Origin of the sequence: Neobacillus niacini (genome assembly GCF_023715785.1) — a bacterium.
Classification (GTDB): domain Bacteria; phylum Bacillota; class Bacilli; order Bacillales; family Cytobacillaceae; genus Neobacillus; species Neobacillus niacini_E.
In genome coordinates, this window is record NZ_JAMBOX010000008.1 from 178,952 (window position 1) to 193,356 (window position 14,405).

14 protein-coding genes are annotated in these 14,405 nt (G+C 39.5%); 4 read left to right on the plus strand and 10 right to left on the minus strand.

Annotation, left to right across the window (positions count from 1 at the left end; genetic code table 11):
- Positions 1-81: 81 nt before the first annotated feature.
- From M3234_RS15770 to dacB, 5 genes are all read right to left on the minus strand, one after another.
- Complete coding sequence (locus tag M3234_RS15770) at positions 82-774, minus strand: hypothetical protein (protein ID WP_262305648.1); 693 nt, start codon at positions 772-774, stop codon at positions 82-84.
- 61 nt (positions 775-835) lie between these two features.
- On the minus strand, positions 836-2,128 hold the full coding sequence (locus tag M3234_RS15775) for an ABC transporter substrate-binding protein (RefSeq protein ID WP_262305649.1): 1,293 nt from the start codon (positions 2,126-2,128) through the stop codon (positions 836-838).
- 99 nt (positions 2,129-2,227) lie between these two features.
- Positions 2,228-2,932: a response regulator transcription factor gene (locus M3234_RS15780; protein WP_262305650.1), complete on the minus strand. Its 705-nt coding sequence runs from the start codon at positions 2,930-2,932 to the stop codon at positions 2,228-2,230.
- Positions 2,910-4,742, minus strand: coding sequence for a sensor histidine kinase (locus M3234_RS15785; protein ID WP_262305651.1), 1,833 nt, complete (start codon positions 4,740-4,742; stop codon positions 2,910-2,912). Before M3234_RS15785 ends, M3234_RS15780 begins: the two co-directional genes overlap by 23 nt.
- A gap of 215 nt (positions 4,743-4,957) precedes the next feature.
- Complete coding sequence (dacB, locus tag M3234_RS15790) at positions 4,958-6,355, minus strand: D-alanyl-D-alanine carboxypeptidase/D-alanyl-D-alanine endopeptidase (protein ID WP_262305652.1); 1,398 nt, start codon at positions 6,353-6,355, stop codon at positions 4,958-4,960.
- A 197-nt stretch (positions 6,356-6,552) separates the two neighbouring features.
- Here dacB and M3234_RS15795 point away from each other — a divergent pair, with 197 nt between their 5' ends.
- Positions 6,553-7,314: a CPBP family intramembrane glutamic endopeptidase gene (locus tag M3234_RS15795; RefSeq protein WP_262305653.1), complete on the plus strand. Its 762-nt coding sequence runs from the start codon at positions 6,553-6,555 to the stop codon at positions 7,312-7,314.
- 155 nt (positions 7,315-7,469) lie between these two features.
- Here M3234_RS15795 and M3234_RS15800 read toward each other — a convergent pair whose 3' ends face one another.
- Entirely contained in the window at positions 7,470-8,432 is a 963-nt protein-coding gene (locus tag M3234_RS15800) for a helix-turn-helix transcriptional regulator (RefSeq protein WP_262305654.1), read from the minus strand.
- Positions 8,433-8,541: 109 nt separating this feature from the next.
- On the opposite strand from M3234_RS15800, the gene M3234_RS15805 reads away from it, so the two are divergent.
- Both M3234_RS15805 and M3234_RS15810 read left to right on the plus strand, forming a co-directional pair.
- Entirely contained in the window at positions 8,542-9,021 is a 480-nt protein-coding gene (locus M3234_RS15805) for a GyrI-like domain-containing protein (RefSeq protein WP_262305655.1), read from the plus strand.
- A gap of 22 nt (positions 9,022-9,043) precedes the next feature.
- Positions 9,044-9,508, plus strand: coding sequence for a phage tail protein (locus tag M3234_RS15810; protein WP_262305656.1), 465 nt, complete (start codon positions 9,044-9,046; stop codon positions 9,506-9,508).
- Between the two features lie 379 nt (positions 9,509-9,887).
- On the opposite strand, the gene M3234_RS15815 is transcribed toward M3234_RS15810, so the two are convergent.
- From M3234_RS15815 to M3234_RS15830, 4 genes are all read right to left on the minus strand, one after another.
- Positions 9,888-10,868 carry a tRNA dihydrouridine synthase gene (locus M3234_RS15815; RefSeq protein WP_262305657.1) on the minus strand — a complete coding sequence of 327 codons (981 nt, stop codon included), beginning with the start codon at positions 10,866-10,868 and terminating at the stop codon, positions 9,888-9,890.
- Between the two features lie 99 nt (positions 10,869-10,967).
- Positions 10,968-11,156 carry a DUF6157 family protein gene (locus M3234_RS15820; protein ID WP_311315661.1) on the minus strand — a complete coding sequence of 63 codons (189 nt, stop codon included), beginning with the start codon at positions 11,154-11,156 and terminating at the stop codon, positions 10,968-10,970.
- Positions 11,157-11,371: 215 nt separating this feature from the next.
- A complete protein-coding gene (locus tag M3234_RS15825; protein WP_262305658.1) occupies positions 11,372-12,517 on the minus strand; it encodes an anti-sigma factor in 1,146 nt (381 codons plus the stop codon).
- Positions 12,514-13,008, minus strand: a complete 495-nt coding sequence (locus tag M3234_RS15830; RefSeq protein WP_262305659.1) for a sigma-70 family RNA polymerase sigma factor — start codon at positions 13,006-13,008, stop codon at positions 12,514-12,516. The genes M3234_RS15825 and M3234_RS15830 overlap by 4 nt, the downstream gene beginning before the upstream one ends.
- Positions 13,009-13,310: 302 nt before the next feature.
- Here M3234_RS15830 and M3234_RS15835 point away from each other — a divergent pair, with 302 nt between their 5' ends.
- Complete coding sequence (locus tag M3234_RS15835) at positions 13,311-13,817, plus strand: GyrI-like domain-containing protein (RefSeq protein ID WP_262305660.1); 507 nt, start codon at positions 13,311-13,313, stop codon at positions 13,815-13,817.
- Positions 13,818-14,405 lie beyond the last annotated feature (588 nt).

Consider the following 14,405-nt stretch of genomic DNA (forward strand, 5'->3'; position numbering starts at 1 on the left):
TTCCAAAAAACTTACTTCGCACTTTTTGAATAGGCAGGCCCTCTGCTGCTTTCACTTTTACTTCCAACTTCGCTGCCTCCTTTACAATGAATCAATGGTTTTTCTAAAAGATGAAATAGCTCCTTTAATACTTTCTTCCGTGTTTCCAATGACAATCGCTCCAAGCATGATCGCTTTTACTCCAGCCCGATAAAGCAAGGGAATATCAGTTGGCTCAATCTTTCTTTGGGATGGAACCATTACAGGTACATCTACGTTTTGAACAAGCGAATTATAGGAAAGGATATCTTTAAAGGTCAATGGACTGCCGTATTCCTCCCCGGGAACAATGGAAGCCTCGAGGGCTGACACTCCGAGATGCTTCACCTTGCCCAACTGACTAAAACAATATTCATTTGTAATGGCAAATGTCTTTTCCATCCCGTCCAGCTGTGTTAACCAGCTCGGCTTATGATGGGCATAGATGGAATAGAAATTAAAACCAAGTTGGATTAACTGTTCCATTTCACTTTGTTTTATATCTTCAATTGCGCCGCCTGGAACAATCCCAAGCGGGCCGGAGAATTCCGCTCTAATACTGCGGAAAACTTCTTCATATTCATGAACAGAAGTAAAGCTGTTTCCTGATGCCCGATGATGGACATTTACGTGCAATTTAATCACATCAACACCGGCATGAATAGCTGCCCTTGCAAGATCCAATCGATTTTCCGGCAAACTTGCAATTAAGGTAAGCTTTTTTGTCTCTAATAACTGTGTTATGGAAGCAGTCAACGTAAACACCCCTAGTAAAAGGGATGCGGTTAATCCTTTTTAGGGTTAACCGCATCGCATTTTATTTCTTCAATAATGGATCAATCTTATCTTCCATACCTTTAAGTATTTCTTCAGGCTTTTTCAGCTGGCCAAATAATTCATCAAAGCCAAATTGAATCGCATTATCAATTTTTTGCCACTCGATATGTCCAGCTTGTAGTCTGGCATTGTCCATTTCATCAATAACAGCTCTTTTAATGCTTTCCGCCGGAGGATTATTCGGCTGATTCACAAATTCATCTGAGCTAAGGACCGACTCACGCGGCGGTACGAAGAAAGTAGATGTCGCTTGAATTCCCTCTTGGCTTGTAAAGAACTTCAGCAGTTCTTTTGCCTCCTCTGTATGCTTAGAGCCTTTAAATAATCCATATCCAGCCTGGCCCAACATTGGGAATCTGCCTTTTGGCCCTTCAGGAAGCGGGGCGATATCCCAAGCAAAATCTTTTATTTCGCGGGCACGGGAAACATAACTGTATACATCAAAGAACATGCCAATTTTCCCTGACTCAAAGCTTACTTGCTCGCCTGCTTTTGGATGGGAGCCATCTTTAAACATCATCCGGTCAAGCATCTTTAGTGTTTCTACACCTTGTGGGCTATTCCATGTGAACTTTGTTTGATCCTTATTAAATAAGTCTCCACCATAGCCCCAAGTGTGTGATAATAAGGGAATCCACGTATTCCAGTCACGGAAGAAGTTCGCACCATATGTGCCTTTTTCGGATATCGCTTTTGCGGATTTCTCAAATTGCTCCCAATTCCATGCCCCTGCTTGAACATGTTCGTTCGGAGTTTTTTCCCCGGCCTTCACGAATAAATCTTTGTTATAGAACAAAACCTCTGGTGGTGTTGAAAACGGAATGCCATACAATTTATTGTCTTTTCTAAACAAATCTAAGGTGGACGGGAAGAAGTCGTCCATATTGTATTCCTTATCGTCTTTAAAAGAAGAAACATCATCTAAAATTCCATTTTCCATGAATTGCGGAACCATCCGCTCCGCTACCCAGCCTACATCGGGTAATTCCCTGCCGGCAGCCAAGACGGTAATTTTCTGCTGGTAGTCAGGGAATGGAACACTTTCCATTTTCACCTTAATATTTGGATGTGTTTCATTGAATTTTGCGATTAACTTGTTATAGACCTCTTGGTGGGCTTCATTCCCCCACATCATAAAAGTCAATTCCACCTGTTCATCCTTTGCTTTTGAACCTTTATCTTTCGGGGCAGTTGTATTGGCATCTTTATTACACGCCACTGAAACCGCTACCAAAAGAATCACTAAAAAAATGATCCCAAGCTTTTTTATCATCTCATAACCTCCCTTTGTATCTCATTTTAATAAAGACGGAATCTAAAAAATATCCTCTCAAAACGAGAAATAGTTCGTTATTCTCATATTTTCGTCATTTCAGGAAAATTCACGGAACTCTTTTGGTGTCATTCCCGTTTCTTGCTTAAACACCGTCATAAAGTGCTTCGGACTTTTATAACCCGAAAGCTGTGCCACCTCATAAACTTTTAAATTCGTTTCTTTTAACAATTTCTTGGCCCTTTTTAAACGTTCTTCCGTTATGTATTCCGTAAAGTTCGTGCCTAATTCCGACTTAAATAATTGCCCAACATACTGGGGATTTAAATAAACATGCTCCGCAATATGTCCTAATGTAATTTCACGGCTTAAATTTTCGTCGATAAATTTCAGGATGTCTTGAAACTTTCGGGAAACAGGGATCCGGTTTTCTTCCTCGGTTTCCTTAAAGATGTTTGAAATTGCCTGTGACAGTTCAATCCGGTTTATTGGCTTTAAAAGATAATCCGTTATTCCATAACGCATGGCCGTTCTCGCGTACTCAAAGTCGCTATGACCGCTTAATATAATAATCGGAACATCTTTGGATATTTGTCTTACCTTCGAAATAAAGGTAAGGCCATCCATCCCTCCCATACGGATGTCCGTTACAATTAAATGAGGAATTCGCCGGTGAATCATGACCATTCCTTCCTCCCCGCTTTTAGCCTCCAATACTTGAAAACCGCCCATGCCTTGTTCAAGTAAAACTTTCAAACCTTGCCTGATAATAGCCTCGTCTTCAACAACTAATATTTCTTTCATTTTCATAGGCCCCCCTTCGTTGGATCGGTATTTTTAGCAAGATAGAAAATCCATTATGTTCTTGGCTTGCTATCTCAATTCCGTACTCTTTTCCATAAAGCAGTTGAATTCTTTCATGAACATTTGGCAAAGCAATCCCGGTATGATTTCGGTTTGGCTTGATTTGTCCTGTCTCCAATGTCTGCTTTAGCGCTTCCAACCTTTCAATGGGAACCCCCTTACCGTTATCATGGATGACAATCTCGAGGAGTTCATTCTTACTAGCTGCTTTAATCACGATGAGGCCTCCCTGTCCAAATAGCCCATGGATAATGGCGTTCTCAACAAGCGGTTGTAATACTAGTTTAGGAATAAGGACATCATGTAAGACCGGCTCAATCTCTTCTTCATATTTAAGATTCTCCCCCATCCTAACTTTCTGTATGGCTATATACGATTGAATAAAAGACAATTCTTCCTTTAAGGTTACGATTTTAGAAGAATTATCAATAGTGTATCGCAGTAATCTGCCGAGCGAGGACACCATATCGGAAACCTCCAGATTTCCCTTTGTGACGGCAAGCATATTAATGGTTTCTAATGTGTTGTAAAGGAAATGAGGATTCATTTGACTTTGCAATGCTTTAATCTCCGCTTCCTTCTCCCGCAGCCCTGTCTCGTATACTTCTGAAACCAGACGGTCAATTTCATTGATCATATGGTTAAAGCCTTTTCCAAGCTGTCCAATTTCATCATAGCCTTGAAAAGAAACCCTTTGAGCCAGATTCCCTTTTTCAACATTTTCCATCGCTTTTCTTAATTTATAAATGGACCCTACCATAGGCTTGGAAAGCATAAATCCTAGCAGCAAAGAAATGATAATCCCCAGTAAGACAACGACAATCACCACTTTACGGAGATGGTTTACCTCACTTAATACCATGGCACTTGGCGTTAACATAATGGTTTTCACTCCTGAATAGGATGACTCGTTATATACAACCAAATAGTCAGTCTGATTAATTGAAAAGTTCATATGTTGATGTTCTTTAAATCTGTTAATCTCAGTCAAAATGGAGTCTCCGATCATTTTGTCTTTTGCCTTTGGATAAATGAATTGATTTTCATTGTTTAAAATAAAGATGCGGCTCGCTAAATTGGTTCTGCTTAGAATATCCTGAATTAACTCTTGCTTTAAATCAATTATCATAATTCCCAGCGGTTTATACGACTCCGGGTCTCTAATCAGCCTGGCAACGGAAAAAACAGTAACATCTTTTCGTAAATAATAATTGGGTTGATGGAGGGGAAGCAGCACCCACTCTCCGTCAGCCTTATTAATTTTCTTCAGCCATTCACTATTACGATCAAATACTTTAAGCATGACGGTATTTGAATCTAAATTACTAAAAATGGTTCCATCATTAGCCATGATATGAATGCCTTTAATTTCATTTCTCATATGTATTAAACTAGAAATATACCGCCATAACGTTATTCGTTCATTTGCCGGTGGAAACATGGTTTTATCACTCGGGATTTGATGGTTTTCTAGAATATCCATTACTTCTTGATTATAGAGCGGGGACAATGAAATGATTTGCATTTCCTTCAGATATCGGTCTAAATTTCGATTGATTTGGTCCGCCAATTGGACTTGATATTCCTCCGTACGTTCCCGGCTCGACTTCGCCACTTGATAATATGTAATACTTCCAAGAAGGGTTGCGGTGGTCAAAATAAGAAGGGAGAAAATCAGAACCAATTTAACCCGATACGGAAGTGATAATAATGCTCTTTTGATTCTTTGCTTAATTGGCAATATGTCCATCAAAATCCCCTTCACCCAATGAATTTCTTACTTTTCTTTCTACAGATCCCTTCGAAACTCCTTCCTACCCCTAGACAACTACCGGTAGTTATCTATTAAAAAGTGCCTCGCACAACTAATGGGGTAGATTCAGAATTCATGATATTCCGCTGTTAAAAAAAAATAAAAACCACCAGTTATCTGATGGTTTGACAACCCGCCAATTTTGATTGAACCTACCATTGAGCAAGCAATTCAATCAACTGATCCTGTATTTCAGGTCCTTCCTCTTCATCTAATAAATTGTTCAGCATGATTGAAAAAATCAACCGCTTCCCTGACTCTGTTTGCATGTAGCCCGAAAGCGTGCTAACCCCGAAAATCGTTCCAGTTTTAGCGTGAACAGTTAAATCAGCAAGGCGTTCCCTCAATGTGCCGCCAACCATTCGTTCTATTTGACCACCGATGGGCAGACTGTGATAAAAGGGTTCAAACCATGCTTTGGACTGTACGTGGAATAATAGATTGGTCAATTGATTCGGTGGAATTAAAGTCACAGACGAAAGTCCTGATCCATCCCGGAGCAGAACGGCTGCTGGATCGACACCGAACTTGGCCACCTCTGTTAACAGCACGTCCATTCCCGCCTCCCAGCTGCCTTCCCCTTTTACCTGCTTCCCCATTTCTTTTACTAATATTTCTGCATGGCCATTGTTGCTTAGTTTCATGAATGGGATGAGAAGCTCTGCAAGCGGTATGGATGTATGGTGTATCAATCGTCTTGCGTGTTTAGGCACGCAGCCCATTTCCTTCCTGCCGTTTAGTTGGATGCCAGAACTTGTTAGTTTTTCAGCAAATACTTGTAATACGTACTTAGTCGGTTCCCAAACGGCAATCCATGCTTTGATTGGTTCCGTCCCCACTGCCAGCTTTCCGTTAATTACAATTGTATTTTCCCCATGGCGGCGAATGATCTTCAATTCCGTTTCCTTTGCTTCATCCCCTACCGTGATACCATGATTTTCAATTTGGACATAAGCCGTATCAGGAAATACGGAGACTTGGACTGCTTCACCGTCTGCTGTTCCTGGCCGCACTTCTATCATCACGGTCCCCGCATCAAAGTCGGCATTTGGCGAAAGCGTCAAGGCAGACACCTGCGCACCGTAATAGAAATGTTCATCATCCCACATCATATCCGGTGACAAGCGGACATCATCATACCACACGTCATCCGCAACCACATCGCCAGAAATGGACCGAATACCATGGAGATTGTAAATTTGATCTGCAAATTGATCCAAATCTTTTGGAAGCAGCATCGGATCACCCATTCCTTTTATGTACAGATTCCCTTGAAGTTCATGATTGTTGATTACGCCATCTATCCATATTTCAGTAGTGAACACGTAATCCTTGCCCAACGTGTCCAAAGCGGCAGCGGCGGTCAATAATTTCATATTGGAAGCCGGATGCAGCCTTGTACTAGCATTGTGATGGAAGAGATTATTGCCGGTTTCAGCCTCACAAACATTGACGCCTATTAGTGCACCTTGCAGTTTTGGATGCTGCGATATGTAATCATCCAGTTTATCCTTCCAACCTGTTTTTTGCACATGGTTTGTTATCCCCATACCTTATTTCCCCCTGCCCTTTTCGTCCGTTTTTTTATTTGGTAGAATCCAGACATTTAAATTATCCCATATTTGTGGTATTTCAGGTGGTTAACTTTTACAAATAGACTAAAAAATCCAATTTAAATTGGAAGAAAAAGCTAGGCATCCCCTATATTATTCCTTATGATAAAAATAATAATAGTAAGGGGATACATATGAGGTATTTTGTTAAAGTATTTGCAGGTTTCATTATACTGGATTTATATTTGAACATTGGGATTGCGAAATCAAGTCAATTTTGGTTACAGGTATTATTAATACTTCTGTTTTTTCCATTATTGAAAGGAATTCTATATATAACCAAAGCAAAAGAGTATAAAAATATTGGGATCAGCTTTCACTCAAAGTGGTGGAAGAATTTGATAATTGGGTTTAGTATCGGGTTTTCATTTTGGCTTATCAAGTACATGCTCGTTTATCTTTTTGGGGGACTCGAGATAAAGGGCATTAAACCATTTTCAGAATTAATTAGTTCACTTTTGATGGTTATGCTCACATTTTTGGTCGGCTCTTTTTTAAACGACATCATTGTTAGGGGATATATTTTTGGGCATTTGAAAAAAAGCATTCCGGTTAAATGGGTGTTTATCATCTCCCTCTTACTTTATGCTCTAGACGATTCATGGAATGAAGGATTCAGTATCTCCAACACGTTATTTTCATTATTCATAGGACTCTCTTTAACCTACACCATTTATAAAACAGGTTCCCTTTGGGCGGATACCGGCATTCATTGGGGGTTGAACGTCTGTTACGGCATCTTTAACGGAACCCTAGGTAATACAGATTCAGGAATCATCATGACAAAATTCAAACCGGAGTCCATGCCTATAGAAATCATCAGCTACATGGTCCCTCTACTCATGTTTTTGGTTGTATATTTGCTGCGAAACAAGTTTGTACGGAATAATGTCTAGGTTTCCTAAAGTCATTCAATATGTGTCCGAAGCAATTCCTAAGCAGGAAATTCGGACACCAAGTCTTGTCTTTACACTTACGGGAACTCCTCCTGCTTTTATCTATTGATAATTTTACAGTTTTTTCCTAATAAATTTCCACTACTTATTATTGCTTACGGGCAAAATATGGATATTCTCTCTTGTAAACTTTCTAAGACTTCTTTTGGCATTTCTATGACTTTGATGTCCCTGCCTAGGAACAGGAGCCAATTTGTTATTTCTTCCAATTCGTGGGAATAATGAACATTAATAAAAGTCTTTAGAATGGCTGTGCTTTGGAAAGGATCCGTATAAGAAATTGAAATTTTGAAAGGGTGGTATTTTTTAAACTGGGCAATGGCCGTTGGACCAAGTTCAAGGACAAGGTTGTTGACTTCTTCCTGCCCAATTAGTTTTTCGTGAATCTTTTTCTTGCTTAATTCTTTTTTCTTTTGGTAGGGTTTAACATCAATGAGTTGGTCGACATGAAAGATTTTCTTTTTTCCTTCCTTTAAATCAAAGCCTTCAATCAGCCAATAGCTTTTTTCACGATAAAGATGCAAGAGGTAAATGGGATATTCCTTTTTTCCCTTCGCTTCATCGATGGTAATCATTAAATGTTGATCCACAAGGAGGAGCTGGATGAGTCTTTCTAACATGGGCTGCGGAAGGTCCGAAAGCTCTAGCAGGTCGGGATTATTGGGATTGGTCCCTTCAAAAAGCAAGATTTCATTTAGATGAACCAGGTCATCCTGCTGGTTTTCCGAGATGAGGCCAAGCAGTTTTTCTGCTAGTGACTGGCGGCTTTTTAGGTAAGGGAGCTGTTGATTTCTTGTGGCCATAAAGGCAACAAAGAGTGCTTTTACCTCATTATCGGTAAAGCGGACAACCGGCAGGACAGAGTTTTGCATAACAAAATAACCCCCATCCCTTCCAACTTCAGCGACAAGGGGCATTCCCATGGACTCAATTTCTCTGATATCTCGGATAGCCGTCGAACGAGAGACGTTAAATTCGCGCATGATTTCAGAAATGGTAAAGTGGGAACGGTTATTTATATACCGCATGATTGTATTAATTCGTTCAACTTTTTTCATTGGAACTCCTAAACAGTATCATTTTTTGACATGGTTTAACGCTATTATAAACTCATCAAGTAAAAAAACAAATAACTTGATTAAAATGACGAAAAGGAAGGTTTTATACATGGCCAATTATATTTTAGAAGAAAAAGACAGCTTTACCGTTTTAGGGATTGGGACTGAGCTTAAGAGTCATTACACGGATTATGCAGGGATCAATAAGGAAAAGGCTGATTTTTGGGAGGCTGTCAAACAAGATGGAAGGCTTGACAGTTTAAAAGCAATCGCCACAAATGATTACATCTTTGCTGTAAACGAAGCGGTCAATAACAAGATGATGCATTATGCCGGCGTCATGACAGATGCCTCGATACCAGAAGGAGACAGACTGATCCAATTTCCTAAGGGGGAATACCTGGTTGTTAAAGGGGAAGCGAGGACGGCTGATGAATTGCATATGACGCTTGCCGGCATTGCGTTCGGTCAAGCCTTGCCGGAAGCAAATAATGTTGCCTATGTCGGCGGACCAAATGCATCGGTTGAGATGGGGCAGCGAAACGGCTTAGTATTTGGTGAAATGTGGATTCCGGTTGTAAGGAAATAAAGAGATAGATGGAGGAATGGAAATGTCCTATATCGTTGATTTCAAAAATGTGTCTACGGTTGGTTTAGAGTCTTCACCGGTAGCAGAAGCGCTTGCTGGTTTACGTGCCAATGAAGCCCGGTACTTTATGAACAAGTATAAGCATGCATTTACAGTTGTCCCAGCTAGCGAGTCCACAGAGACCCTTCATTATGTGAACCGAATTTTGAAAGAAGAACGTGACATTGAGTTTGCTGCCAAACCGTTAGAAATATCACGGTTTCAAGTGGAAAATATCGATTGGACTTATGTCTTTTATGAGGATGGTCTTTCCGTTAATGTCTTGTATACGATTGATGACCCAAAGAAGCGGGCCGTTGGGTTTAAGCTTTCTGATGGTATGGAAGTGCCAAAGGAGCTAGAAGGGAAGTTCAAGTTTGCCAGGCAGAAATCTAAACTTGCTGGAACCATTCGGGGCTCGTATTTTGTCATTAAAAGAGAATATTAAAGCAAGCAAAAAAAGTGCCTAGACACGCCCTGATAATGTCGAAATGAAACGACAAATTACGGGTAGTGACTGGCACTTGTTTTAATTAATCTACATTAATTATACTCTTCGACTGCATAGCGATCTTCATTTTTCTTCCTGCTCGCTAAAGCCCTATATGTCCCCTGCCGTAACCAATTTTAAGGAATTTGTGGAGAGGACGGGCTATAGAAATGACAAGTGAATAAATAAAAAACGAAAATCTGAGGTTTCTTCCTCTCTTCTAGACTTGTAAAAAAGCCCAGTCATGATATAACTGGACCATACGTTTATTCTTTAACTGCTTGCATCATATCTAACTAGGCAGCCAGTTTCGCTTTAACCTTGAATGGGGACACTTCTACTGTTCCACCCCATCAAAATTCTTAGACATAAAGTGATCAAGCATTTCGCGCACTTCATCTGTGGACTCTGTGTTCATTAATTGATTTCTTAATTCACTCGCCCCACGAAATCCTTTGACATATATCTTGAAAAATCGATGAAGCGCCTTGAACGGACGCCGCGTTAATGATGAATATTGATCATGGAGGTCCAGGTGCAACCTTAGGAGATCAAGCAATTCCTTACTGCTATGTTCTTTCGGTTCTGTTTCAAAGGCAAAGGGATTATGGAAAATTCCGCGCCCAATCATCACCCCGTCCACATCATATTGATGGGCGAGCTTCAGGCCAGTATGACGGTCAGGAATATCCCCATTGATCGTCAAGAGTGTATCTGATGCCACTTGGTCACGAAGTTTCTTAATTTCCGGAATCAGCTCCCAATGAGCAGGTACTTTGCTCATTTCCTCTCTTGTACGAAGATGAATGGAAAGATTGGCAATGTCTTGTTTCAATATGTGTGTCAGCCAATCATGCCATTCATCTATATCCTTGTAGCCAAGCCTTGTCTTTACGCTTACAGGCAAGCCTCCTGCTTTTGCGGCTTGTATTAATTCCGCTGCCACTTCAGGCCGGCGGATTAGGCCGCACCCCTTCCCATGCCCTGCTACATTCGGTACCGGACAACCCATATTGATATCGATGCCCCGAAACCCAAGTTCCGCCATACCTATACTCATTTGCCGAAAGTATTCAGGCTTGTCCCCCCAGATATGGGCGACAATGGGCTGTTCATCTTCGGTATAAGTCAAACGACCGCGCACACTCTGAATCCCATTCGGATGACAATAACTCTCACTGTTGGTGAACTCGGTAAAAAACACATCCGGTCTAGCTGCCTCACTCACGACATGACGAAAAACAACATCCGTCACATCTTCCATTGGTGCCAGTATAAAAAAAGGTCGTGGTAACTCACGCCAAAAATTATCTTTCATATGGTAACTCAAATCCTTTCATTATGGGATACATGGTCTACCTATTATCCCAAAACTCAAAACCAGATTATCCTTGGTTCTTTTACACTTATATCATGTTTAAGCCCTTTTTATCAAACGGATTGCAAAATCCAAATCTTCTCGTATTTCATCTAATTGATCGGATATCATTTTGTTTTTAATCAAATAAGTTTGAAATTGCACATCTTCCTGAGAATATTTGTAACGGTTATTACTAATTAAGTCATATTCAATCGAAGATATAGTAGGCTTGTTATTTCTTGGAATGAATGAGTTATAAGAATACTTTTATTACAATTTCAGAGGATTCCGGAGTTCATTCAGCTATTATACCTCTGGTTCTTGTTCTCTAAAGAATGCATTAAACAATTACAAAGGAGATAGGCATCCCTCACCATTACCTATTATTACAACATACCAGTCAATTTTCTCATTATTTCTGTAACTACTATGATTGGCCTAATAATTGAAATAAGAATTTATCACCTATCCCAATTCCAAAAACTGACCTCATCAACTTTTAATTCTCCAACCCATGGTTCTTCCCGCAGCTTCAAGATTTCCTTTGTAGGTCCTGTTATAACAACGCCATAATGCTTAATGCCATTCCTTTCAAGGAAATCAATTCGTTCTGAAAGGTCTAGTTTCCCGAAGTAAAGGTTGTTCGCTTTCCGTTCATGATCCTTTAAAAAGGATAAAGTTTTCAGGAATTGTTTGTGGAGAACTTTTTGGTCACCCACATTATATTCAGGAGAAGAATGTCCCTCGGAGATGATCCTGCTGCCGAAAAGCCCTTTCTTAACCTCTCTTGAATCTAGAATCATATCATCATCATGCCAAATTGGAAAACTTGGGAATCCAATGGGTTCATCAATAACTCCCTCATGCTTTCCCTCGAAACCAGTGTCAACGGCAAACCAAATTACATCCATCTCTTTTCCTTCGAATAGCTGAAAAACCTTTTTCGTTTCGATTAAATCTGCAAATGATACAAAGGCTGAAACGACAGTTCCTTCAGAAAGTTTCTCCAACCTATTCCAATCTGACATCATATGGTGTTCTCCAACCTTAGGATATGAAAAGGTTGGTTGGGCTTCTGATGATTTCCCAAAGTATATGCTCTCCGGATAAGACATCATGGAGAAAATAAATTTATTTTTTAATTCTCCAACCTTTATCGTTTCATCTCCAACCTTTTTAAATAAATCCCTCCTTGCGTTCAAACTGAAATAGGGACTTGAATTCGTACTCGTTCTACCTAAATACCCATATGGGTCCGTTACGGTTAGCGTATAATCGATTATGTTCCTGAACACATCTACACGATCTGGTTTCCCCCATGAATAGTAAACAGCAGTGAGTATAGATGAAACAAAGGTAAATACAAGAACCACTCCTAGAGCAAAAAAGGCAGTTTGCATTCTGGCTTTCCATTTACTTCGTTTTAATATTTTTTGTTGTCTTTTTTCATTAATATTAAAATCTTTCATCTGCTCAGTGTTATTTTCTTCAAGAAACTCCTGATATTTTTCTAGTTTTTCCAATTCCTTTTCGAAATCTTCTAATTCGCTATCCGATAGTTCCCCTTTTTCGTATGCTTCCAGTTTTCTTTTAAATTCATTGCTCACTTTTCTCCACCCTTCCCGCGTCTTATCGCCTGTCTGCCACGGAATAATAATACTTTAAAATGAGTTTGCTTCACGTTCATCACATGTGCTGCCTCAGTGTATGATAAGCCGTGAAAATCATGTAAAAGCACCGCAAATTTGTGTTTTTCCGGTAAGTCTTTTAACATGTTGATAATTTCTTGAACTTCTTCTTGTATTACAATCGTATCCGCTGGTGCTTTCCTTTTATCCAAAAAGGATAAGAAAAAGCTTTGTTCCTTTATCACCGTTCTTTTATGCTTACGATAGTGATCAATAAATGCATGATGCGCGACTGTGAATAACCATGTTTTTACCCTTTCCCCGCTGTAATCCTCAATGTAAAGATAGGCACGGAGAAAAGTTTCTTGAACTAGGTCCTCGGCCATATGGTGGTCATGACAAAGAGAAAGGAGAAAGCGATAAATTTCATGAAAATAGATATTATAAATGTCATCAAGATTCTCTTCCATCTGCTCCTCCCTTCCCTAATAAAACGAATGGACATAAAAAAAGTAACAATAAATATTCAAATTTATCAAATCTTTTACAACAGCTACTATTCCATGTTTGCTGTTATAGTGGATGTAGGTAGGTGAACGGGAATGGATTATTTGGTTTGTATACAGCGAACGCTTGATTACATGCTTTCAACCGGGCGTTCAAAAAGCATTATAGCGTTTCACCGAGGCAATATCGCCATGTAAAGAGAATATCCGGACCCTTACGAGGAAAAGCCTATCTTAATACAAATCTCTTTTCAGGAGGACATAAAATGGAACCAAAATTAGTCACGAAACCTGCTTTTCACATCATTGGATACGAACTAAAAACAAAAAATGAATACGGTCAGAACAATAAAGACATTCCTGAATTTTGGGAGCAGTACATGAGAAATAATTTGGGCTGTAACATTCCAAATCCTCTACACCCTAATGTGGAACTCGGCATTTGCACCGATTTTAATCCTGAAACAGGAGAGTTCGTTTATGTAATTGGAATGGAAGTGGAAGAGGGAACGCAAGCGGCTGATGGAATGGTTTACAGAGATTTCCCAGAACTGGAATATGCGGTGTTCACTACACCAAAGTCAGATGAAGGATCGTTTGTCGCATCCATTCAGTCCACATGGAAATATATTTTTACAGAATGGTTCCCACAATCGGGTTATGAACATCATGGTTCCATTGAATTTGAACTATATGATGAAAGATGTTACGGTTCAGAGAACAAACAAATTGACATCTACATCCCTGTAAAAAAACAGACCGTAAAGGCATAAAAAAAGTGCCTGGTGTCACTACCCGTATATCCATAAATTACAGGTAGTGACAATGGCATTTTCTATATTTTATAGAAGGAATACGCATCTATGGCCCTCTTGTAATAACGAAAAATCCCCTCTTGTCTTTTTCTTCAATACCCAAGCTAAAATGATCCCCCAAACCCATTAAAATAAAGCCAATATGTATATACCAGTAATCAATAAAAAACTCCCATTGAAGTCGGTAAATTTCTGTCAACCTGTCAAAATAGCCCATTACCTTACCATGAAACTTTTAGATTTTTATTTTCCATCCATAAAAAATTTGGAACAGAACAGATTGAAAAAATCTGCACAGTCCACTTATGTCTATGGTCTTGAATTTTTGCTGGAAAAATGTTATTATTTTTTCAATATTAAATAAATGTTTACGGAGGAGTCTGTCACCAAAGGGATACTTATGCCCTTTGATGACGGACTCTTTTTGCATTTTTTTAAGATTTAACACAAATGATAAAAAATGGGGGTAGCGTGATCTTGATAACAAATTAATTTCGAAACTATTTTTTTGATTAAGTTTAACAAGTTTAATTCTGAATGATGATA

What these genes read in the sequence shown, in the direction of transcription:
- M3234_RS15830 (WP_262305659.1), bottom strand. Translation starts at nt 13,008, where the DNA reads ATGGAAGAGAATCTTGATGACATTTATAATATCTATTTTCATGAAATT.
- M3234_RS15815 (WP_262305657.1), bottom strand. Translation starts at nt 10,868, where the DNA reads ATGAAAGATAATTTTTGGCGTGAGTTACCACGACCTTTTTTTATACTG.
- M3234_RS15805 (WP_262305655.1), top strand. Translation starts at nt 8,542, where the DNA reads ATGGCCAATTATATTTTAGAAGAAAAAGACAGCTTTACCGTTTTAGGG.
- M3234_RS15800 (WP_262305654.1), bottom strand. Translation starts at nt 8,432, where the DNA reads ATGAAAAAAGTTGAACGAATTAATACAATCATGCGGTATATAAATAAC.
- M3234_RS15780 (WP_262305650.1), bottom strand. Translation starts at nt 2,932, where the DNA reads ATGAAAGAAATATTAGTTGTTGAAGACGAGGCTATTATCAGGCAAGGT.
- M3234_RS15795 (WP_262305653.1), top strand. Translation starts at nt 6,553, where the DNA reads ATGAGGTATTTTGTTAAAGTATTTGCAGGTTTCATTATACTGGATTTA.
- M3234_RS15835 (WP_262305660.1), top strand. Translation starts at nt 13,311, where the DNA reads ATGGAACCAAAATTAGTCACGAAACCTGCTTTTCACATCATTGGATAC.
- M3234_RS15785 (WP_262305651.1), bottom strand. Translation starts at nt 4,742, where the DNA reads ATGGACATATTGCCAATTAAGCAAAGAATCAAAAGAGCATTATTATCA.
- dacB (WP_262305652.1), bottom strand. Translation starts at nt 6,355, where the DNA reads ATGGGGATAACAAACCATGTGCAAAAAACAGGTTGGAAGGATAAACTG.
- M3234_RS15810 (WP_262305656.1), top strand. Translation starts at nt 9,044, where the DNA reads ATGTCCTATATCGTTGATTTCAAAAATGTGTCTACGGTTGGTTTAGAG.
- M3234_RS15775 (WP_262305649.1), bottom strand. Translation starts at nt 2,128, where the DNA reads ATGATAAAAAAGCTTGGGATCATTTTTTTAGTGATTCTTTTGGTAGCG.